We start from the raw sequence: 18,809 nt of genomic DNA on the forward strand, positions 1-18,809 counted from the left end.
ACAGCTACATCGGTGAGCAATAGAGATTGCTTGAGCCGTGTACAGTGAAAGTTGTATGCACGGTTCTGAGGGGAGGGAGAAGGACATATCTAAAACCTTCTCTTTTACCCGACCTCTAGAACATAGTTAGACCTCTGGAACAATTCCTGACATGCCCAAGCGACCACGAGAACACATCATCGAAGACCTTGCTCGCGCGCAACTTCATCAGGTGTTTGCAAGAGCCGGTTGGTCGTCTGAAGATCTCAACCAAGACTATGGAGAGGATGTCCTTATTCGGATTTTCGATAACGGAACCGCCACGCCCTGGTCATTCTTAATTCAATCTAAGGGAACAGACAATCTGGAACGCTACCTTGCGAAGGATGGGAAAAACATCTCATTCCCAATCCGATCTACGCACATCGAACATTGGAATCGTTTTTGGGAGCCCGTCGTTCTCGCCATTTACGATGCAAGCACTGAAATAACCTACTGGGAGGTCATTCAAACTTTCCTTGACTCCATAGAAGATTCAAGCAAACCGAGGAAGTCGATTTCAGTACAGGTACCAACCGACAATCTGCTCAATGCCGAAGGGCTTCAGCGACTCAGAAATCGAACCAAGAATAGGTTTCAACGCTTCGAGGCGCAGAAAGAAGGTGCAAACATATTGATCGATGAACTGCGCAAACAATGGGGGGTCAATATTGAATATGAACCCGAATTCGGAGTTCTGATGTTGCCAAAAGGCGAATTCAAACCAGATCCTTCTAGTGGGCGCACCGTCACTGCGTTTGGTCAATTCGCTGCACAACTCGAACGCTTCAAGGACAAATACGGAATTGACCCGCAGAAGTCCGTCGCCGACAGCATCGATATCATGTATCAAATTATCATGGCCTACAAAGGCGGTGCCAAACTACAAGTACGCGACAAAGATGGAGCGGTTATCAATGAATGGGAGACTCTTGAAGACCTGGAACGCCATGTTGATCGTCAGGCGGAACTTGAGGATGATTGAAATCTAAAACGAGGTCTAACAACCCTGGTGCAGCGGATTTGCTCAAGTCACCTGCCGAGTTTCAAAGACGCTGGCAACCGCTGACCAGGAACGTTATAGGGCCAGAATTTACATGTTGCCAAAGAAGACAAGAGCTTAGAGAATGATGCAACTGCAAGAAGGAATTTCCCCAGTATCTTCCGCAGACTTTCGGCGAGTAGTTGAAGTGTGGGAAGCCTCTGTGCGCGCAACACACTATTTCCTCTCAGAAGCAGACATTCAGTTATTCAAACCGCTAGTGCTCGATGCGCTTCCCCACGTGGCAAAGTTGGACTGCGTGCGAAATGACCAAGGTCAAGTTGTTGGCTTCATCGGCGTGGTTGAGAGCAAAGTCGAGATGTTGTTCATTGACCCATCATGGCGTGGAAAGGGAATTGGATGCCAGCTGCTTAAATATGCTGTCAGGACACTTGGTGCTACAAAAGTTGATGTGAACGAGCAAAATGAGCAGGCAGTAGGGTTTTATCTGCGAATGGGGTTTGAAGTGGAAGGGCGTTCGGAGCTGGATAGCATGGGCAAGCCGTTCCCTTTGTTGCATATGCGGTTAGGGGATTTAGCGCAAGAGCGTGGCTCCGGGAAGGAGGTATATAACAAATCGCTGAACCGGAACGGAGTATGAGCTATCCATTAAGTTGCACAGGTTATCTCCGTCCGGTTATCTCAATCGTTGGACGGTGTGCGCCTTACCTTTACGAGCAAGAAGCTTTACCAGATAACCATGTCACGATTTTGAGAACTGATTTACTCGAATCCGGTTTACCTGTCGATTTACCTTAATAGCATTATTGGCAAGCTATTGGTTGAAAAGCATTTCAAAGGGTCATCCGAGCTGATTGAGCTATATCCCAACGAAATTGCTTAATTTTTAGTTTGGGAAGCGCCTGATTCCGTCCAACAAAAAATTAGAAGCAAGGTTGAAGCCTCTCACCAAAAGCGGGCGCAGTCGAAACAACTGCTAGAAATTGCTAAAACAGGAGTAGAACGGGCGATCGGAACTGATGAAGCGACGGCAGTAACCCGGATAAATCAGCAGTTAGAAGCCTTGGGGGTAGAACTGACATGACGATTAGGGCGATCGAACTACCAATGGAGAAAATTGCTGAGTTTTGTCACAAATGGCAGGTCACGGAACTCGCCCTGTTTGGCTCTGTCGTGCGCAATGACTTCCGACCCGACAGCGATATTGATGTAATGGTGCAATTCCATCCAGATGCTCACCCTACTTTCCGTACCTTAGACCTGATGGAAGCAGAGTTACAAACCATTTTTTGTCGAGAAGTTGACCTGATTACCCGTCAGGGGATTGAAACCAGCCGCAACTACTTACGTCGTTACGAAATCCTTTCCTCTGCCCAGGTAATTTATGCAACGGGATCTTCAATTTCTGCTTGATATGCTGCAATCCGCAGAACTGATCCTGGCTTACACTGCTCAAAGCTCGAAAGATGAGTTCGTTGCAAACGTGCAGCTTCAAGATTCAGTGATTCGACGATTATTGGTCATTGCTGAAGCCGCAAGACGAGTTTCAAACGCGACCCAACAGGCATTACCGAACATCTCTTGGCAAGAAATCAACGGAATGCGAAATCGATTGGTGCATGAATATAATGATGTCAACCTCAACATTGTTTGGGATGTGGTTCAGTTTGAGATACCACCTTTGATTAAAGAACTGAAATCGCAGATTCCTCCAGAACCATGAGGATATTTGGTGGAGGCGATTCTCTCCGAGCTAACCCAAGAACTGCTTTGGTCTGACCAATCCATTCTGACGCTGGGCAGCTCCATTAAATTTGTGGCAGAAGTGGTGAGTCGCAATTGGCAGAATGACTACACCCGGAAGGTTAAGGATTATGCAGTTTTAGGCATTCCTGAATACTGGATCGTAGACTATGCAGGGTTAGCGGGCACTCGATACATCGGCAAGCCCAAATAACCCACGCTCTCGATTTGTACGCGAGTGGATGGCGAGTATGAAATTCAGCAGCTTCGGGGTAATTAGAACCTCGTCTCTCCAACCTTGCCTAATATAAAGGTTATGGCTGAGCAGGTGTTGAAGGCTGGCGTATAGAAGTTTTATAGGTGCAAACGTTCTCCTATTAAAGTAAGTTATTCTCTACACGGGTGTTTGGATTAACCTGAAGATTGATCCAACTGCGTGAAGATTTGTTAGCCTAGAAGAGGAGCGATTGAGCTCTCTTATTTTGCTGCGTTGGTGTTTTGGTGGTAGCGATGTCGATCGGCGAGAAGCGAGACATTGGGCTGACCCTGGCACTAACCTCGATCGAATAAACCTAACAACTGTTAACTGTTGATTTAGAACAGAGGAAGGCTCATTGTCTAAGCAAGACCTAATCGAGATGGAAGGTACAGTCACCGACTCATTGCCCAACGCGATGTTTCGGGTGGATTTAGATAACGGTTTTAACGTCCTGGCGCACATCTCAGGCAAGATCAGACGGAACTATATTAAGATTCTGCCAGGCGATCGGGTGAAGGTTGAGTTGACTCCCTATGACCTGACGAAGGGCAGAATTACCTATCGACTGCGAAAGAAGTAGAGTCGCAGCGAGTTTCAGCGAGATAAAATTTTTTGGCTTCTGCAATTGCAGAAGCATTTTATTGACAAAATCCTTTTAATTTGATAGGATGTCATTTTTGTAGTCTTCAGATTTTTGGGACATGAAAGTCCGGGCATCCGTTCGTCGTATGTGTGAAAAGTGCCGCGTCATCCGTCGTCGCGGCAGAGTCATGGTAATTTGTGCAAATCCGAAGCACAAGCAACGCCAGGGATAATGCTAGTAATCTAGCTCAATTTCAGTTGGATTAGATCCAATTTGGCTTCCCTTCATTAGTGGTTTGTGGTTATCTAAAAGCGCGATCGTTACAGACAAGATTGGAGAATTGAACCGTGGCACGAATTGCCGGAGTAGACCTTCCACGTGAAAAGCGTGTTGAAATTGGTCTGACCTATATCTATGGAATTGGGCTGACCCGCTCAAAAGAAATCCTTGCCAAAACTGGCGTGAATCCAGACACTCGCATTCGGGATCTTTCCGATGCCGACGTGGCTTCCCTGCGGGAAACGGTTGAGGGCGATTATCAGGTTGAAGGTGACCTGCGACGGCTTGAAGGTCTGAACATCAAGCGATTGATGGACATCGGAACCTATCGGGGTCGTCGTCACCGCTTGGGGCTGCCCGTGCGGGGTCAGCGGACGAGAACCAATGCCCGGACGCGCCGTGGTGGTCGTCGTACCGTTGCAGGTAAGAAGAAGGCTCCTAAGAAGTAAACACGGGTGGCGAATTGCTGGGGTGGAGAAGTGCTTCTTCCGATCGCCCCTTCTTGTGCTGTTTAGCCGCAGCCCGGAAGGACAGTGTAAGAAGGGCAATTACCCTACTGCAAGCTGGCTCTCGTTTCTGCGTCATAAATGCTTTCTATGGCTAAATCATAAGGACAGGCAGGTAGCATGGCAAAACAACCTCAAAAAAAGACTGGACCTAAAAAGCAAAAGCGCAACGTTCCAAGCGGCGTTGCCCATATCCAGTCCACGTTTAACAACACGATCGTCACGATTACCGACAACGGTGGCGAAGCGATTTCCTGGGCATCTTCTGGCTCTAGTGGCTTCAAGGGTGCAAAGAAGGGAACTCCGTTCGCAGCTCAGACGGCAGCTGAAAGTGCGGGTCGTCGGGCAGTGGATCAGGGAATGCGCCAGATCGAAGTAATGGTGAGTGGGCCGGGATCGGGTCGGGAAACTGCGATTCGGGCACTTCAGGGAGCGGGGCTGGAAATTACCCTCATTCGGGATGTAACTCCGATTCCGCACAACGGCTGCCGTCCTCCGAAGCGTCGTCGCGTATAGAAATTCATTGGATTTCTACTGAAGATTTTTACCAAAGTTTGAGCGAGTTGGGCGAGTGAGGGCACGGGAAGCCAGTTGGGATAGCAGGTTTCCCTCAGCACAAGGAGAAGGGAGGTTGGATTGTGGCACAGTTTCAGGTTGAGTGCGTTGAGTCTGCTATTCAGGACGATCGCAGCTCATACAGCAAGTTTGTGATTGGACCTCTGGAAAGAGGTCAGGGGATTACAGTTGGAAACGCTTTGCGGCGTGTGCTTCTGTCAAACCTGGAGGGCGCAGCAATTACGGCGGTGCGAATTGCTGGAGTAACGCATGAGTTTATGACGGTTCCCGGCGTGAAGGAGGATGTCCTGGATATCCTGCTGAACATGAAGGAAATCGTACTAAAAAGCTACTCGACCCAACCGCAAATCGGTCGGGTGCGGGTTGAAGGACCCACCACGGTAACGGCTTCCTACTTCGAGCTTCCCTCAGAAGCCGAGGTGATCAACCCTGACCAATACGTTGCAACTCTGGCTCCGGGGGCAACCTTTGAGATGGAGTTTCGCATTGAGAAGGGTGTAGGCTATCGGGCGATCGAGCGGGGACGGGACGAGAATACTGCCCTGGATTTTCTGCAAATCGACTCGGTGTTTATGCCTGTACGGAAGGTCAACTACACCATTGAAAGCGTCAGAGCGGATGGCTCGCTGGAGAAAGATCGCCTGCTGATGGAGATCTGGACAAACGGCAGCTTTACCCCTCAGGAAGCGTTGAGCCAGGCATCAAATATCTTGGTTGAACTCTTTAACCCCCTGCGGGAAATTGACTTTGCGCCGATCGACGATATGGATGATAGCGTCGAAGATCCGGCAAACCAGATTCCGATCGAGGAGCTCCAGCTTTCGGTTCGCGCCTATAACTGCTTGAAGCGAGCACAAATCAACTCGGTTGCCGATCTGCTCGATTACACCCAGGAAGACCTGCTTGAAATCAAAAACTTCGGGGCGAAGTCTGCTGAAGAGGTGATTCAGGCACTTCAGGATCGGCTGGGCATCACGCTACCGCACGATAAATCCTCCAGACCAACTTAGGTTCTGGAATTCATTCAGTTTTTCATTTAGTTCATTATTTAGTTCATCAACTACCGCTATCTGTTAACTATGCGTCACCGTTGTCAAGTCCCTCAGTTGGGCAAGCCAGCCGACCAGCGAAAGGCTCTCCTTCGGGCATTAACCACCGAGCTGATTCGTCATGGTCGCATTACTACGACAAAGATCCGAGCAAAGGCTGTTCGTAGCGAAGCAGAGCGCATGATCTCTCTGGCAAAGGATGGATCGCTTGCCGCTCGTCGTAAAGCTCTGGGCTATATGTACGATAAGCAGCTCGTCCACCGAATGTTTGAGCAGGTGAAGGAGCGTTACGGCGATCGCAATGGCGGTTACACCCGTATCGTTACCACGGTTAACCGCAGAGGCGATAACGCCGAAATGGCAATTATCGAACTCACCTAATTGCGCTTACCTGATCGCCTCATGTCTTCTAGCGAGTTGCCTTCCTCCAAAGCTGGATCGAAAACGGATTTTTCTGGGGACGATCGGCACAGAGTTGCCCTAGTGATTCAATACCTGGGAACCCATTTTCATGGGTGGCAGCGGCAGCCAAACCACCGATCGGTGCAGGAAGTGCTAGAGGACACGATTCGAGATGTGCTGGGTTTTCCAGTGGTCGTGCATGGGGCGGGACGAACTGATTCCGGTGTTCATGCGGCGGCTCAGGTGGCTCATTTTGATGCTCCTGTGCGGATTCCGGGGTATCGTTGGGCAGACATTTTGAACCATCGTTTGCCTGCTGATATCTCGATCCGAGCTTCGGCGATCGTCCCTCCTCACTGGCACGCCCGCTTCTCGGCAAGCTGGAGACGCTACCGCTACACAATCTACACTGAAACCCGTCCGAATCTGTTTGTGCGTCCGTTTGCCTGGCACTACTACCTGGGCGCACTAGACGAAACGTTGATGCAGGCTGCGCTGGAGCCAATGCTGGGGCGACACCATCTGGCAGCGTTTCATCGGGCAGGGTCGAGCCGTCCCCATTCCTGGATTGATATTCAAGCGGCGGAATGTGTTCGTCGCGGGTCGTTTATCCAGATCGAATTGCAGGCAAGCGGCTTTTTGTATGGCATGGTGCGCCTGCTTGTCGGTATGCTAGTTGAGGTGGGTAAGGGCGATCGGTCTCCGCAGGAGTTCACCCAGATCTGGATAGAGCAGAGGCGCGACCTCGTAAGGTATGCTGCACCGCCTCAAGGCTTATGCCTGCTGCGAGTTGACTATCCGGAGTTTCCCTTTCCGCCTGAAATTTGGTACGACACCCAGCCTCAGTTCAATTTACTGACTCCTCTAGATTTTCCTGCCGCTTTAGACCAGGGGCAGCTTGAGAAAAAGACTTTACCTCTGTAGCCACATCTCCCATGACTAAAACCTACCTACCCACAAAAGAGACGCTTGAACAGAAATGGTATGTCGTAGACGCGGCAGACCAACGGCTGGGACGGCTCGCCACTGAGATCGCAATGGTGCTGCGCGGCAAGAATAAGCCGACCTACACGCCCCATATGGACACAGGCGATTACGTTGTTGTGATCAACGCGGAAAAAGTAGCGGTAACTGGCAAGAAGCGATCGCAAAAACTCTATCGCCGCCATTCGGGTCGCCCGGGCGGCATGAAGACTGAGACGTTTGACCAGCTTCAAAACCGCATTCCCGAACGGATTATCGAGCAAGCTGTAAAAGGAATGCTGCCTAAGAACTCGCTTGGTCGCCAGCTTTTCACCAAGCTGAAAGTGTATGTGGGTAACACTCATCCCCACCAGGCACAGCAGCCTGAGATTTTGAACATTAAAACGATTCCGGGAGAGAATAAATAATGCAAGCTACTGATAGAGCCGATCGCGTCACGTATCTGGGCACAGGTCGGCGGAAATCCTCGGTCGCAAGAGTTCGCCTGGTGCCGGGAAGCGGTCAGCTTTTGATCAACGGCAAGCCGGGCGATCTGTACTTGCAGTTCAACCCCAGCTATCTGTCGGTGGCAAAGGCTCCGCTGGAAACGCTGGGACTGGAAGCTGAATACGATATTCTGGTCAACGTTCGCGGTGGCGGATTGACCGGACAGGCAGATTCGATCCGTCTGGGTGTGGCTCGTGCGTTGTGCCAGCTTGACCCGGAAAACCGAAAGCCCCTGAAGGTTGAAGGCTACCTCACCCGCGATCCCCGTGCGAAGGAACGGAAGAAGTACGGTCTGCACAAAGCCCGGAAAGCTCCTCAGTACTCGAAGCGATAACTTCTCTCGCTTGACCTGCCTCCTCTTGAAGGGGGGTGAAAGAGGATTAGTGGTTTTGCATTGCCTTCTAAATTCCTCAATGCTGGAGGACTATGATACAGGAAGACTTCCGATCGTAAAAGGAATGTCTGTAATGGTTCTGGTTCCTTCCCGGATTGGGGCTAGGAAGCGGTTCAGGAAACAATCCTTTTCTAACTTCCTCTTGCGGAAGCTTGTCAGGTGAAGCCGTTAAAATAGATAAAGCAGCCCATCTCTACTGGTTTTGGAATCATGGCGAAAGATATTCATCCTCAATGGTATCCAGAGGCGAAGGTTTACTGTAACGGCGAAGTCGTGATGACCGTCGGTTCGACCAAGCCTGAACTGCACGTTGATGTGTGGTCTGGAAATCACCCCTACTATACCGGAACTCAGAAGATTATTGACACTGAGGGTCGTGTAGAACGCTTCCTGCGGAAGTACGGCATGAGCGACAGTACTGCTGGCACCGAAGACAAGAAAGACAACAAAAAGTAGCCGGAATTCGCTTATATTACCGATCGCCCCTGACACCTAAGTAAAGTCAGGGACGATTTTTGCAATTTAATTTTTTGAGCAGGTATTTGAACGAGAAATCCAGGCAATAGGCTTGTGGAGGCTACGATGGCTGAGTCTTATTTATTAGAAAAACTAAAGTCGGTTGAGCAGACCTTTAACGAGTTAACGAAGCGGCTGGCTGACCCTGACATTGCGCGCGATCCTGGTGAATATCAGAAAGTGGCGAAGGCGCGATCGGGTCTGGAAGAAACGGTTAACACCTTTGAAACGTGGAAGCAAACTCAGCAAGAGCTAGAGGATGCCCGACAAATCTTAAAAGATGCCGCCGGAGATGTTGAACTGCGGGAAATGGCGACAATGGAAGTAGAAGAACTGGCTGAAAAGCTTGATCAGCTTGAGCATCAGCTGATGGTTCTCCTGCTGCCCCGTGACCCAAATGATGACAAGAACATCATGCTGGAAATTCGTGCCGGGACAGGCGGTGATGAGGCAAGCATCTGGGCAGGCGATCTGGTGAGAATGTATTCACGCTACGCGGACGTTCAACGCTGGCGAGTCAAGCTGGTGAGCGAATCCCCTGCCGATATGGGCGGCTTCAAGGAAGCGATTCTGGAGATCCAGGGCAATCAGGTTTACAGCAAGCTGAAGTATGAGGCGGGGGTGCATCGCGTCCAGCGCGTTCCGGCAACGGAGGCAGGCGGACGGGTTCACACTTCAACCGCAACTGTGGCGGTGATGCCAGAAGTAGATGATGTGGAAGTTGAGATCGACCCGAAAGACATTGAACTGACAACGGCGCGATCGGGTGGTGCAGGTGGACAGAACGTGAACAAGGTTGAAACGGCGGTAGACCTGTTCCACAAACCCACTGGAATCCGAATCTTTTGTACCGAGGAACGATCGCAGCTTCAAAACCGAGAGCGAGCCATGCAAATCCTGCGGGCAAAGCTGTACGAAATCAAGCTCCGAGAACAGCAGGAAGCGGTGACATCGATGCGGCGATCGCAGGTCGGAACGGGATCGCGATCGGAAAAAATCCGCACCTATAACTACAAGGACAATCGTGCGACTGATCACCGCCTAGGGCAGAACTTTACGCTCACAGCTATTCTGGAAGGCGAGTTGGAGACTGTGATTCAGTCCTGCATTTCCCAGGATCAGCAGGAGCAGCTTGAGGAATTGGCGGCTTCGACTTCTGGTTCTTCGCTGTAGGGCGATCGGGTTTCTTTTTTGCGGGGTGGGTATTCGCACTCGCCCCATTTTATTCTTCCTAGAAGAACTGTTTTTTAGAATTTGGTAGATAGTCTTGAGCTAGCAACTACTAATCCTGGGTACAAATATTTGATTTTTATCGATGTCCTCATAAAACATACTCTCATGCTCAAGTGATGGAAAAATCATCAAAGATTTAGGTGAAGTGCGAGTTATGTGCATGTTCTTTTTTACAGAAAATAATCCTGGTTGATATGCATACAACAACCCTGGCTTACCATCTGTAGCAAGGTGAGCTTGGAGATCGCTCTCAAAGTATGCATATGTATGATTATGAGTTTCAGAAGCAGTAAGGTAGGCTTGAAAGAAGAATTTTAATGTGTTTTCAAATGACCGAACATCGCGTTTAATTGCGCCTAAAGGTAGGACAAAAATAGCATCAACTGAAAACAATGGATTCCAACAGCTACCCACAGGAACATTTCTACGTGAAAGTTCCATTCTTTCTTCAAGTGATATAATTTCATCTTTGCTGTAACTGTTAGCTATTACTTGCCACAAGCCATCAGGAAATCTAAGTGTTTCTGCAATATCGTATGCAAAAATGTATTTACATATATAATTATGGACAGGATAGGTGGTTGAACAAAATTTTATTAGATAGTCAATATTTAACAAACTTTTCCGTAACTCTTTAGCTGTCAACTTACCTTTAACTTCGACAACTGCTGAACAGGATTCAGGAGGCACAATCACGAACTCTCCATCCCGGAAGATTGGAGCGTAGTTAGCTGAGTCCCAGATAATGATATCTATTTGCCTTGATTTGAGTATTTCACCCTTCCGATTAGAAGCAAGAATAAATCCGGTGCTAACCTCATATTTTCGAGGCAGAATATTAGAAATTAGGCTACGAAGAATAGATTCTTTATAGTTGCCAACGGAGAGCCAGTGATCTCGCCCAATTAATTCATCTAGACGAGATACTTTACTTAAAAGTTCTGCATTGTAAGAAGACAGGAACTTATTAAATACATTGGTCTCGTTAAAATTCAAAGCTCTTATCCTCAGTTGTGCTATAGCTCGTTCATTATATCTAGCTGATATTACTCTAGAATTCGATCGCCCCAACAACAAACCGCAAACCCAAAATTTTCCTTGTCCTAGAAAATGCTGTTTAACAGGGCGCGATCGACAAATGCTCAATTTAACAAGAGGTTTATTTCACAGTTTGGTTGGGAGACGATCGTCCAGATAGGAGGAGACGAAAACTAGAGCTTGCTGAATGTCTTCCTCCTCTAACTCTGGAAACTCCTGCTGTAATTCTTCCCGGTTAGGATAGGTCGCTAATAACTCAATCACCCGGCGCACCGTAAGGCGAAGGTTACGAATGCAGGGCTGTCCATTCATGCCATTAGGATTGCTCGTAATGCGATCGAGTTTCATAACAAATAACCCAGCCTCTTAAAATTAAGAGATTTCACTCCGACAGCATGAGTTCACTTTATCACCGCCATTTGAGAATCAATATTTAGACAATTTAGACAGAATTAGAGGGAACCACTTACAATAACGTCAGTTGCGTCCATTTGTACTATGGCTCGTTTTTTGCATCTAGCTGATATTCATTTGGGGTTCGATCGCTACGACAGCAAACCGCGAACTCAGGATTTTTTCCTGGCATTGGAAAATGCCCTCGAAAAATATGCGATCGCAGAACGAGTCGATTTTGTGGTGATTGCGGGTGATTTGTTTGAGCACCGTAACATTCAGCCTGCCACGCTAAACCAAGCGCAGCACTGTCTTCGGCAGCTGAAACAGGCAGGGATTCCGACTATTGCGATCGAGGGAAACCACGATAATCGCCCTTATGGAGCGCGGACGAACTGGCTCCGCTACCTGGCGGACTGGGAACTGCTAATTTTGCTGGAACCGGGAGACGTGGCAGCGGGTGAACCGCTTTATTCGCACTGGAAAGATGGCTACGGCGGCTATATTGACCTGGACTGCGGCGTGCGAGTGATGGGGTCGCAGTGGTACGGCGCGGCTGCTCCGAAGGCGATCGAGCAAATGAGTCAGGCAATGCAAGACTTACCGCCCAGTCCGGGACAAACTGTTTTTTTGCTGCATCACGGCATGGAGGGACAGATTGCCCGCTATCAGGGGGCGTTGCGCTACTCAGATGTGCTGCCTTTAAAACAGGCGGGAGTCGATTACCTGGCACTGGGACACATTCACAAGAATTACGAGCAGGAAGGCTGGATTTTTAACCCTGGCTCGATCGAGGCAAATAATATTGAGGAATCTCGATTTCGGCGCGGCGTGTATTTGGTGGAGATCAGCGATCGCGGCGTACAGGCAGAACTGAAGACCGGCTACTATCAGCGATCGATTGTTCGTTTGAAATTGAAAACGAAAGGACAGGAAACGCTAGAAGAACTGGAGCAGGCAGCGATTACGTTGGTGCAAACTGCCATTCAGCAGGAGCAGATGAACCCAGCCGATCAGCCGATCGTGGAACTGCGGATCGAAGGGGAGGTGGGATTCGATCGGCTCGATTTTGACGTGCGCCAACTGCAACGACAGCTCCAGCAACTTAGCAATGCGCTGATCTTTTTGCTTAAGTATGACGTGGACAACGTGGCTTACAGTTCGCCTTTGGCTGAAGATGCCAGCCGTTTGCAAATTGAGCAGGAGATTTTCACTGATCTGCTTTCTGGTCATGTGCAGTATCGCAAGCGGGCGGCAGAACTCGCGCATGGGCTAATTGATTTAAAGGATCGGCAGCTTGAGGGGCGATCGGAAGCTGAACTGTTTGAGCTAGTGCAAACGCTGCTGAGTGCGGAGAATTGATCAGTCAGTAAGCTACGGGGCGAGAGGATTTGTCACAAAACTCAATCCCTGGCATGATAATGGGCATGATGCGAAACCTGCTTTTTTCAGTTCTGCTGTCGATCGTCCTCTGGTGTAGCTATTTTGCCCCGGTTCAGGCAAGTCCTCTGGCTTTAATCGTTGCTCAAGTAGAATCTACCAGCATAGAACCTGCGAACGCTGAATCCCTGGCTAATCTGAAAGCAAAAGCCTTTGCTGCCACAAACAAGGGGAACTTTGCCGCCGCAGAAACCTACTGGACTCAGCTCCTTGAAGCTTTCCCCGACGAGCCTGCTGTCTGGAGCAATCGCGGCAATGCTAGAGTGAGCCAAAATAAGCTGGAGTCCGCCATCCAGGATTACAATCGGGCGATCGAGCTGGCTCCTGATGCACCCGACCCGTATCTGAATCGGGGTACGGCTTATGAGGGTTTGGGACAGTACGCAGCGGCGATCGATGACTACAACCGTGTGTTAGTGCTAGACCCAAGTGATCCGGCTGCCTACAATAATCGCGGCAATGCAGAGGCAGGTTTGGGGCAATGGGAGCAGGCAGTTCAGGATTACAAAAAAGCAGCTGGTTTAGTGCCGGACTATGCCTTTGCCAGGGCAAACTATGCCCTCGCCCTTTACCAGACAGGCGAAACAGAGGCAGCGATTCGAGAGATGCGAAATCTAGTGCGGAAGTATCCCCAGTTTGCCGATATGCGAGCAGCTCTTACCGCCGTACTCTGGGTTCAGGGAAAACAGGGCGAAGCAGAAAGTAACTGGGTTGCAGCCGTTGGGCTAGATAAACGCTACAAAGACTTGGACTGGGTTGCCACTGTTCGTCGATGGCCCCCCACAATGGTCGCTGCTCTAGAGAAGTTTTTGACATTGCAATAAATTCTTTGCAACAGATTCTTTCAGAAATGAGATAAGTAAGGCGTTTCGGGCAGCAAAGGTTTCGCAAAAAGCAACTGTACTGCGATGCTCATAATCTGCCATCGTCGAATTTTTTAATCACACGTAGCAACTCACCAAAATTGCAGTGATTTGGCAAATTCTCGAGCTTAGGGAAGCTTCTCCTTAATCTCCTGCAACTTTATATGTATTTTTCATAAAGTATGCAGGAATGATAGTAAAAATTAGGTAAGGTGCACGAGTTCACGGTTGTGGCCGTTTGTATTTATAGAAGTTTATTTTGCTCAATCCGATTGGTAGGAGCAACCCATCAGGGCGAGAAATAGGGTAATGCTGATTCGACTGCTTTTGGTATATCTGCTGGTTTCGCTAGTTGTCTTCATCACGCTGCTTGGAGTTTTTTGGGCTGACCATACTACGCCAAAGTCCGATCGACTCTCTTGGCTGCTAGTTTGCATTGGCTCTTTTATCTGGTTTATCACCATTCCTTTATCAATCATCGAGCTGACACGTAAATTATTTCGTCGAGATATTTTGCCCAAACCAGAATGTCCGTGGAAAACGTGGAACTAAGGTCTAAAGCCAGTTCAAGAGGCAGCTCACAACGGAACAGAATCAGCTCGGATTGACGTGGCGAAGGGGCGTTCTTTCAGTCCTCAGACCGTCTTTCGTGCTCACTTTTGTACTCACTTTTGCACCCAAATCTACTTAGCCTTCAGGTAAGCTATGATACAAGGCCGTGCAGGATGGCGGTGAAATTTTTCCCATCAAAATAGCCCATTGCCTGTGCTTGAAACTCCGCATTAGGCTTGACTTTTGTCGTCGTTCTAAGAAGCAGAGGCAGATTAGTTTTTCGGTTAAGGAGAGCTTCTATATTGTTGTTGTACGGATCTTCATGAGAAATTTATCGCACTAACGCAAGCCGCTACCTAGAATTTTGGTAATTAGACCTGTTAGCGGATTTTTAGTGTCCCTATGAAGATCCCCCACCCCAAATCGACGGCTGGTGAAGGTGGGCAGCTACCGACACCTCAGTGGGTGAGCCAGGTCGGGTTAGAGTGGCTTCACCGTATTGTTGTCCGCTGGTTAACTGCCCAGCAGCATTCAGGAAATCGCTGAACCAACAAGCTGAGCCACCTGGTCAGGATTGAGCTGCTCAATGTTGGGTAGAACGATCGCTGCTCCTGCTTCGGTCAGCTTTTGGCTGTAGGACTGGCGATAATCGGCTGACTGTTCCTGTAGATGGGGTGGCAGAATTCCGACGCCGATCCACGATCGATCGGGCTGCTGAATCTGCGCTTGCTTCATGGTGTGCATATCAGCAACTGTATCCCCGGCGTAGAGAACGGGGAGATTTGCAGTGAGCTGGTCACGAACTTCAAGCTGCCGCACCGCCTGAAATAATCCAGTGGGGTCAGGCTTTCCAGGTGCATCTTCCATTGCAACGAGAATTGGCGGTTTCAGTCCTAGCCGCTTTTCTAGAACATACGTTGCAGACCCTCGCGTTGCCCCGCTAAAAAATCCCCAAGAAATGCCCGACTGGGTTAAGCCTTGCAGATAGGCGGATTGAAGCAGTAAGGGTTCGTGACAAATATAGCCATTCCAGTGAACCGGATCAGTGCCTCGATAGCGACTCTGGAAAAAAGTCACGATCGCCTCATAGTTCACGATCTGCGCGGAGCGATCGATTCCTTGTGCCTCAAAGTAGCGATACACCAGCTCTTGAGAGGCTTCCCAATCGTTGTTCCACGTCCCTTCTGCCTTGAGCGCGTCGATATCTGCCTGGTTGGGTCGATAGGCTCCGTGGGTAAACTGCTCGACTGTATCTGCCAGGGCACGACGATAAGAGTTGCCCACATCGCGGATTACACCATCAATATCAAACACCACGATCGCTGAACTACCCGCAGGCTGCACCAAAATACACTCCTTGCTCAAGCTAAACTGCACGATGTCGCTCTTGCAAATGGCGATCGTGGGAACCTGTAGATTACCATAGAGGATTGTAGAAGTTATGGGAACAACGAAACGATCCGGGAGGTGTTTTTGTCCAAGTTTATTCTGAAAGTTCTTTGGCTCGATCAAAACGTTGCGCTTGCAGTGGATCAGGTCGTGGGCAAAGGAACCAGCCCGCTGACCTCTTATTTCTTCTGGCCCCGCAACGATGCCTGGGAGCAGTTGAAAGGCGAGCTAGAAGCGAAGCACTGGATTTCTGAGTCCGATCGAATTGAGCTGCTCAACAAAGCCACGGAAGTGATCAACTACTGGCAAGAAGAAGGCAGACGGCAACCTTTAGCCGAAGCACAGGCGAAGTTTCCTGATGTCGTGTTCACGGGTAGCACCTGATCGTCAACCAATTAGATCAGCAACCAACTGATTAGAAATTCAGCGTGGGGGCATTCATTGCCCTCATTTTTTTGTGCTCAGTTTCTGGAGGCTGGGCTTGTGCGACGAGGATGGACAGATCTCCAAATCAGCGAATTTTCAAAATCGTAAAGTCATGGTCAAAACATCAATACCCGCCTAGTTTTCCCCGCCGCTTTGTCTCCCGCTCTGACCAGCGAAACAGCGTTAAGCCGATCGTCAGATAAAGCGCACCGTTGAGTAAGGCAATTGTTAAACTTGCCCAGTTTAGCCCTTCGCCCCGTGCCATCACCGATCGCAGCAGTCCTGCACCGGGAGCCATCGGCAAGAGCCAGCCCACAAAGCGCAAACTCCCTGTCCAGGTTTCGACGGGAGTGGTGAACAAAAACAGCAGCGCGAACTGAAACACGCTAAGCAACTGCTGCACTTGCTTCAGCAATAAAGCCAGAGAGCCGATCGAAAATGCCAGCCCATACGCACCCATCAGCACTGCCAGCAGCGGCGGAATCAGTGTCAGCGGAAAGGCAAGCTTACTGCCCGTAATCACAATAATCAGCAGCAGAATCGTCAGGTTAATGCCCAGATTCAGCAGCAGGCTGGCAAGCGCACGGATAAAAAACAGTCGCGACGCACCATAGGGGGTGAGAAACAATTGCTCCAGTGTTCCGGTGCGTGCCTCTTGCTGAAGTCCTCCGGCAATATCGCCCTGAATAAACAGCATCAGCGTCCATAGCACATAGCCAATCACGATCGAATCCAGCCGATCGCCAAGTTGAAACGCCGGACCCGCAATATACTTTGCGCTGAGAAATAGCCCGTAAAAAATTATCGTCGTACCAATAATGCCGCCGATCACTTCTGAAGAATAGCGCCGCAGTTGCAGCCAGCTTCGCTGAAGTTCGGCAAAAAAGAGGGGAAGCATAGAATATGGGAAAAAGACAATCGAATCAATCCTTTTTTATCCTAGCGATTTACTCGATCGAGGTTGAGTCAGCTGTCAAAATCAGAAGCTAGCAGAGCGTTCTGGAGTTTGTCACAATCCTTGTTAAACCTTCAATTAATGACTTCAATTAATGAGAACAGCTCTAACGAACAAACCAACGGATCAAAGCGTGAGAGTGCGATCGTCCTCGACATGCCTGCACAGCAGCAAACAAGATGAAGGGAGCCAGCAACGGCAATGCCCATGCTGACTCTAGTACAATCCAACCGACCACCCAGGAGAACACAAACTGAGTTTTAGGACTTGTATAGTGATGTGCTACATCAGAACAGGCAGGAATAACGAGCAAGGTTGTGAGGATAAAAACGATCGTCAGAAAACATGAGACAGACAGTTGAAAGTTGAGAGCTTTACGTCCTCGCTCATCTATAAATGAATGAATGTTTCGCTGCCTTTGCCACACCCAAAATGTCGCTGGGATGCCTGAATAGACTAGGAGTAGAGTAAAACTCAACAGCGTGATGAGCGACAAAAACTCGGAGGAATCATTGAAAACGACAGTGAGTAAAAGATTGAGACACCCTGCTACAAGCGGCAACAGCGGCAGCCAAGCTAATCCTGCCAGATGGCAGCAGGCAGCACGGAAACGAATAGCGCGACTCAAGGAGGAAGACGGCATAAAAGCACATTCAGTAGGTGAGGAGAAGTCCTGGGAGGCAAACTGAGATTCGGATACCAATCAGTGATGCCAGAAGAATTCCCACACCTTCCGATAGTTGATGCAAAATCTTGTACTGTACTGCGAGGTGCTAATTGCCTGAATTGTTTATCGGACTCTTTGTTCTTGCCCTCTTTGTAGCCCAAATTCTGCTTTACGTCACAACAGCTCGCATTGCCCATCGAAAAGGATATCGCTGGTGTTTTTGGATCTTTGTAGGAAATGGATTGCTGGGACTACCCCTCATGCTCCTCTTACCCGCTGCGAATCAACCGGGATTAGCATTGAAAACTCAACAGCAGCAGCGACAGAAAGGCAATCTGCTCGGAGCCGTACTGACCTGTCTAACCTATGTTTTCGTGCTCTGGTATCGTTCTCGTCGCTAATGGCAAATATGAATGATTTCAGTTAAATAAGGCTTCTTTTGATAAATTCAGTGTGTCTGTTAGGTGTCTTTTAAGATTGTTATATTGATTCTTGAGTGCATATACTCATCTTTGGCGAAGGTTTATCTCAGTGTTTCCTGTTGTATTTTCTAACTTAGATAGCCTACCCCCTGCTGCTACTGTTCAGGAGTAATCGGCTCTGCTTACTTACCTAGCCACACGCTACATTAGATAGGTAAAAGATTCCTCAATTGTTCTCCTGATCAGGAGTCCGACCATGAACTGGACAAGGAAGATTCGATCGCTTTACCGCAAAGAACCCATTACCGGATTCATGCTGACAATAGGCTTGGTTGATGCGATCATTGGCGGAACAAGTGGCTATGAAACGCTGTTGGCGATCGGTCTAGGCACGGTAGGACTGGCGATCGGGGTGCGCTGGAAGCTCATGCAGCAAGTTCGCCAGGAACCAATCCAGCCTCAGCCAAAATCGCAGTCGCGTCACGCGCGCTATTTGCTGGATTCGGATGCTCATCTGGCGACGATCGATGTCGATGCTCGTAAAGTTTGAAAGCCAACGAAATGAACGAGATGCCGTTGGGGATGAGAGGGGTGCAATCTGAGAACCGCCGCATTTTAGATATTTTGCTCAAT

Annotated in this window: 28 protein-coding genes and 1 pseudogene; 24 read left to right on the forward strand and 5 right to left on the reverse strand. The window is 49.1% G+C overall.

Features of this window, described 5'->3' with window-relative positions; genetic code table 11:
• Positions 1 to 151 precede the first annotated feature (151 nt).
• The 17 genes and pseudogenes from NDA02_RS23515 (at position 152) to prfA (ending at position 9,971) form a co-directional block, all read left to right on the forward strand.
• Complete coding sequence (locus tag NDA02_RS23515) at positions 152 to 1,003, forward strand: DUF4365 domain-containing protein (RefSeq protein WP_348248623.1); 852 nt, start codon at positions 152 to 154, stop codon at positions 1,001 to 1,003.
• 142 nt (positions 1,004 to 1,145) lie between these two features.
• Positions 1,146 to 1,661 (forward strand): acetyltransferase, encoded by a 516-nt coding sequence (locus tag NDA02_RS23520; RefSeq protein ID WP_199296798.1) that lies wholly within the window; start codon positions 1,146 to 1,148, stop codon positions 1,659 to 1,661.
• A complete protein-coding gene (locus tag NDA02_RS23525) occupies positions 1,658 to 1,819 on the forward strand; it encodes a hypothetical protein (RefSeq protein WP_190794061.1) in 162 nt (53 codons plus the stop codon). The genes NDA02_RS23520 and NDA02_RS23525 overlap by 4 nt, the downstream gene beginning before the upstream one ends.
• Positions 1,820 to 2,101: 282 nt before the next feature.
• Positions 2,102 to 2,434, forward strand: a complete 333-nt coding sequence (locus NDA02_RS23530; protein ID WP_190794060.1) for a nucleotidyltransferase family protein — start codon at positions 2,102 to 2,104, stop codon at positions 2,432 to 2,434.
• Positions 2,406 to 2,744 (forward strand): DUF86 domain-containing protein, encoded by a 339-nt coding sequence (locus tag NDA02_RS23535; protein ID WP_190794059.1) that lies wholly within the window; start codon positions 2,406 to 2,408, stop codon positions 2,742 to 2,744. Before NDA02_RS23530 ends, NDA02_RS23535 begins: the two co-directional genes overlap by 29 nt.
• A 27-nt stretch (positions 2,745 to 2,771) precedes the next feature.
• A pseudogene (locus tag NDA02_RS23540) lies at positions 2,772 to 3,113 on the forward strand (Uma2 family endonuclease); the annotation flags it as partial.
• A gap of 265 nt (positions 3,114 to 3,378) precedes the next feature.
• Entirely contained in the window at positions 3,379 to 3,603 is a 225-nt protein-coding gene (gene infA / locus NDA02_RS23545) for a translation initiation factor IF-1 (RefSeq protein ID WP_036002386.1), read from the forward strand.
• A 121-nt stretch (positions 3,604 to 3,724) separates the two neighbouring features.
• Positions 3,725 to 3,838 (forward strand): 50S ribosomal protein L36, encoded by a 114-nt coding sequence (gene rpmJ / locus NDA02_RS23550; protein WP_190794058.1) that lies wholly within the window; start codon positions 3,725 to 3,727, stop codon positions 3,836 to 3,838.
• A 115-nt stretch (positions 3,839 to 3,953) separates the two neighbouring features.
• A complete protein-coding gene (rpsM, locus tag NDA02_RS23555) occupies positions 3,954 to 4,334 on the forward strand; it encodes a 30S ribosomal protein S13 (RefSeq protein WP_190794057.1) in 381 nt (126 codons plus the stop codon).
• Between the two features lie 177 nt (positions 4,335 to 4,511).
• Positions 4,512 to 4,907: a 30S ribosomal protein S11 gene (gene rpsK / locus NDA02_RS23560; RefSeq protein WP_190794056.1), complete on the forward strand. Its 396-nt coding sequence runs from the start codon at positions 4,512 to 4,514 to the stop codon at positions 4,905 to 4,907.
• 122 nt (positions 4,908 to 5,029) lie between these two features.
• On the forward strand, positions 5,030 to 5,977 hold the full coding sequence (locus NDA02_RS23565) for a DNA-directed RNA polymerase subunit alpha (protein WP_190794055.1): 948 nt from the start codon (positions 5,030 to 5,032) through the stop codon (positions 5,975 to 5,977).
• 69 nt (positions 5,978 to 6,046) lie between these two features.
• Positions 6,047 to 6,397, forward strand: coding sequence for a 50S ribosomal protein L17 (gene rplQ / locus NDA02_RS23570; protein WP_190794054.1), 351 nt, complete (start codon positions 6,047 to 6,049; stop codon positions 6,395 to 6,397).
• Between the two features lie 21 nt (positions 6,398 to 6,418).
• A complete protein-coding gene (gene truA, locus NDA02_RS23575; protein ID WP_348256037.1) occupies positions 6,419 to 7,342 on the forward strand; it encodes a tRNA pseudouridine(38-40) synthase TruA in 924 nt (307 codons plus the stop codon).
• A gap of 11 nt (positions 7,343 to 7,353) precedes the next feature.
• Positions 7,354 to 7,809, forward strand: coding sequence for a 50S ribosomal protein L13 (rplM, locus tag NDA02_RS23580; RefSeq protein ID WP_190794052.1), 456 nt, complete (start codon positions 7,354 to 7,356; stop codon positions 7,807 to 7,809).
• A complete protein-coding gene (gene rpsI, locus NDA02_RS23585) occupies positions 7,809 to 8,222 on the forward strand; it encodes a 30S ribosomal protein S9 (RefSeq protein ID WP_190794051.1) in 414 nt (137 codons plus the stop codon). The genes rplM and rpsI overlap by 1 nt, the downstream gene beginning before the upstream one ends.
• A gap of 270 nt (positions 8,223 to 8,492) precedes the next feature.
• Positions 8,493 to 8,738: a 50S ribosomal protein L31 gene (gene rpmE, locus NDA02_RS23590; RefSeq protein ID WP_190794050.1), complete on the forward strand. Its 246-nt coding sequence runs from the start codon at positions 8,493 to 8,495 to the stop codon at positions 8,736 to 8,738.
• Positions 8,739 to 8,864: 126 nt separating this feature from the next.
• Positions 8,865 to 9,971 (forward strand): peptide chain release factor 1, encoded by a 1,107-nt coding sequence (prfA, locus tag NDA02_RS23595; protein ID WP_190794049.1) that lies wholly within the window; start codon positions 8,865 to 8,867, stop codon positions 9,969 to 9,971.
• 99 nt (positions 9,972 to 10,070) lie between these two features.
• On the opposite strand, the gene NDA02_RS23600 is transcribed toward prfA, so the two are convergent.
• Together NDA02_RS23600 and NDA02_RS23605 are read right to left on the reverse strand one after the other, a co-directional pair.
• Positions 10,071 to 11,027 (reverse strand): DUF6602 domain-containing protein, encoded by a 957-nt coding sequence (locus NDA02_RS23600; protein ID WP_348256038.1) that lies wholly within the window; start codon positions 11,025 to 11,027, stop codon positions 10,071 to 10,073.
• A gap of 168 nt (positions 11,028 to 11,195) precedes the next feature.
• Entirely contained in the window at positions 11,196 to 11,417 is a 222-nt protein-coding gene (locus tag NDA02_RS23605; protein ID WP_190794700.1) for a DUF433 domain-containing protein, read from the reverse strand.
• A gap of 150 nt (positions 11,418 to 11,567) precedes the next feature.
• Here NDA02_RS23605 and NDA02_RS23610 point away from each other — a divergent pair, with 150 nt between their 5' ends.
• The 4 genes from NDA02_RS23610 (at position 11,568) to NDA02_RS23625 (ending at position 14,863) form a co-directional block, all read left to right on the forward strand.
• Positions 11,568 to 12,824 carry a DNA repair exonuclease gene (locus tag NDA02_RS23610; RefSeq protein WP_190794699.1) on the forward strand — a complete coding sequence of 419 codons (1,257 nt, stop codon included), beginning with the start codon at positions 11,568 to 11,570 and terminating at the stop codon, positions 12,822 to 12,824.
• A 65-nt stretch (positions 12,825 to 12,889) separates the two neighbouring features.
• Positions 12,890 to 13,726, forward strand: coding sequence for a tetratricopeptide repeat protein (locus NDA02_RS23615; protein WP_190794698.1), 837 nt, complete (start codon positions 12,890 to 12,892; stop codon positions 13,724 to 13,726).
• A gap of 348 nt (positions 13,727 to 14,074) precedes the next feature.
• On the forward strand, positions 14,075 to 14,317 hold the full coding sequence (locus tag NDA02_RS23620) for a hypothetical protein (protein WP_190794697.1): 243 nt from the start codon (positions 14,075 to 14,077) through the stop codon (positions 14,315 to 14,317).
• Positions 14,318 to 14,719: 402 nt separating this feature from the next.
• The gene (locus NDA02_RS23625) at positions 14,720 to 14,863 is read left to right on the forward strand and encodes a hypothetical protein (protein ID WP_190794696.1); all 144 of its coding nucleotides are present in this window, start codon (positions 14,720 to 14,722) and stop codon (positions 14,861 to 14,863) included.
• Here the strand turns inward: NDA02_RS23625 and NDA02_RS23630 are convergent.
• Positions 14,849 to 15,694, reverse strand: coding sequence for a TIGR01548 family HAD-type hydrolase (locus NDA02_RS23630; protein ID WP_347277936.1), 846 nt, complete (start codon positions 15,692 to 15,694; stop codon positions 14,849 to 14,851). The genes NDA02_RS23625 and NDA02_RS23630 overlap by 15 nt on opposite strands.
• A gap of 90 nt (positions 15,695 to 15,784) precedes the next feature.
• Here NDA02_RS23630 and NDA02_RS23635 point away from each other — a divergent pair, with 90 nt between their 5' ends.
• Positions 15,785 to 16,090, forward strand: coding sequence for a 30S ribosomal protein PSRP-3 (locus NDA02_RS23635; RefSeq protein ID WP_190794695.1), 306 nt, complete (start codon positions 15,785 to 15,787; stop codon positions 16,088 to 16,090).
• Between the two features lie 166 nt (positions 16,091 to 16,256).
• Here the strand turns inward: NDA02_RS23635 and NDA02_RS23640 are convergent, their stop codons facing one another.
• Both NDA02_RS23640 and NDA02_RS23645 read right to left on the reverse strand, forming a co-directional pair.
• Positions 16,257 to 17,030, reverse strand: coding sequence for an ABC transporter permease (locus NDA02_RS23640; protein ID WP_190794694.1), 774 nt, complete (start codon positions 17,028 to 17,030; stop codon positions 16,257 to 16,259).
• Between the two features lie 163 nt (positions 17,031 to 17,193).
• Positions 17,194 to 17,730 carry a DUF4870 domain-containing protein gene (locus NDA02_RS23645; protein WP_190794693.1) on the reverse strand — a complete coding sequence of 179 codons (537 nt, stop codon included), beginning with the start codon at positions 17,728 to 17,730 and terminating at the stop codon, positions 17,194 to 17,196.
• 134 nt (positions 17,731 to 17,864) lie between these two features.
• Between NDA02_RS23645 and NDA02_RS23650 the strand changes: the two genes are divergently transcribed.
• Positions 17,865 to 18,155: a hypothetical protein gene (locus NDA02_RS23650; protein ID WP_348256039.1), complete on the forward strand. Its 291-nt coding sequence runs from the start codon at positions 17,865 to 17,867 to the stop codon at positions 18,153 to 18,155.
• A gap of 277 nt (positions 18,156 to 18,432) precedes the next feature.
• The gene (locus NDA02_RS23655; protein WP_190791350.1) at positions 18,433 to 18,726 is read left to right on the forward strand and encodes a hypothetical protein; all 294 of its coding nucleotides are present in this window, start codon (positions 18,433 to 18,435) and stop codon (positions 18,724 to 18,726) included.
• The last annotated feature ends 83 nt before the right edge of the window (positions 18,727 to 18,809 follow it).

Source organism: Leptolyngbya sp. ST-U4, assembly GCF_039962215.1.
Lineage (GTDB): Bacteria > Cyanobacteriota > Cyanobacteriia > Elainellales > Elainellaceae > Leptolyngbya_A.

Excerpts from the sequence above, each read along its gene's own strand:
- rplQ (WP_190794054.1), top strand. The coding sequence starts at position 6,047 with ATGCGTCACCGTTGTCAAGTCCCTCAGTTGGGCAAGCCAGCCGACCAG.
- NDA02_RS23625 (WP_190794696.1), top strand. The coding sequence starts at position 14,720 with ATGAAGATCCCCCACCCCAAATCGACGGCTGGTGAAGGTGGGCAGCTA.
- rpmE (WP_190794050.1), top strand. The coding sequence starts at position 8,493 with ATGGCGAAAGATATTCATCCTCAATGGTATCCAGAGGCGAAGGTTTAC.
- truA (WP_348256037.1), top strand. The coding sequence starts at position 6,419 with ATGTCTTCTAGCGAGTTGCCTTCCTCCAAAGCTGGATCGAAAACGGAT.
- NDA02_RS23535 (WP_190794059.1), top strand. The coding sequence starts at position 2,406 with ATGCAACGGGATCTTCAATTTCTGCTTGATATGCTGCAATCCGCAGAA.
- NDA02_RS23525 (WP_190794061.1), top strand. The coding sequence starts at position 1,658 with ATGAGCTATCCATTAAGTTGCACAGGTTATCTCCGTCCGGTTATCTCA.
- NDA02_RS23520 (WP_199296798.1), top strand. The coding sequence starts at position 1,146 with ATGATGCAACTGCAAGAAGGAATTTCCCCAGTATCTTCCGCAGACTTT.
- NDA02_RS23620 (WP_190794697.1), top strand. The coding sequence starts at position 14,075 with ATGCTGATTCGACTGCTTTTGGTATATCTGCTGGTTTCGCTAGTTGTC.
- rpsK (WP_190794056.1), top strand. The coding sequence starts at position 4,512 with ATGGCAAAACAACCTCAAAAAAAGACTGGACCTAAAAAGCAAAAGCGC.
- NDA02_RS23605 (WP_190794700.1), bottom strand. The coding sequence starts at position 11,417 with ATGAAACTCGATCGCATTACGAGCAATCCTAATGGCATGAATGGACAG.
- rpsI (WP_190794051.1), top strand. The coding sequence starts at position 7,809 with ATGCAAGCTACTGATAGAGCCGATCGCGTCACGTATCTGGGCACAGGT.
- prfA (WP_190794049.1), top strand. The coding sequence starts at position 8,865 with ATGGCTGAGTCTTATTTATTAGAAAAACTAAAGTCGGTTGAGCAGACC.
- NDA02_RS23640 (WP_190794694.1), bottom strand. The coding sequence starts at position 17,030 with ATGCTTCCCCTCTTTTTTGCCGAACTTCAGCGAAGCTGGCTGCAACTG.
- NDA02_RS23610 (WP_190794699.1), top strand. The coding sequence starts at position 11,568 with ATGGCTCGTTTTTTGCATCTAGCTGATATTCATTTGGGGTTCGATCGC.
- NDA02_RS23645 (WP_190794693.1), bottom strand. The coding sequence starts at position 17,730 with ATGCCGTCTTCCTCCTTGAGTCGCGCTATTCGTTTCCGTGCTGCCTGC.
- NDA02_RS23530 (WP_190794060.1), top strand. The coding sequence starts at position 2,102 with ATGACGATTAGGGCGATCGAACTACCAATGGAGAAAATTGCTGAGTTT.
- NDA02_RS23615 (WP_190794698.1), top strand. The coding sequence starts at position 12,890 with ATGATGCGAAACCTGCTTTTTTCAGTTCTGCTGTCGATCGTCCTCTGG.
- rplM (WP_190794052.1), top strand. The coding sequence starts at position 7,354 with ATGACTAAAACCTACCTACCCACAAAAGAGACGCTTGAACAGAAATGG.
- rpmJ (WP_190794058.1), top strand. The coding sequence starts at position 3,725 with ATGAAAGTCCGGGCATCCGTTCGTCGTATGTGTGAAAAGTGCCGCGTC.
- NDA02_RS23655 (WP_190791350.1), top strand. The coding sequence starts at position 18,433 with ATGAACTGGACAAGGAAGATTCGATCGCTTTACCGCAAAGAACCCATT.
- NDA02_RS23515 (WP_348248623.1), top strand. The coding sequence starts at position 152 with ATGCCCAAGCGACCACGAGAACACATCATCGAAGACCTTGCTCGCGCG.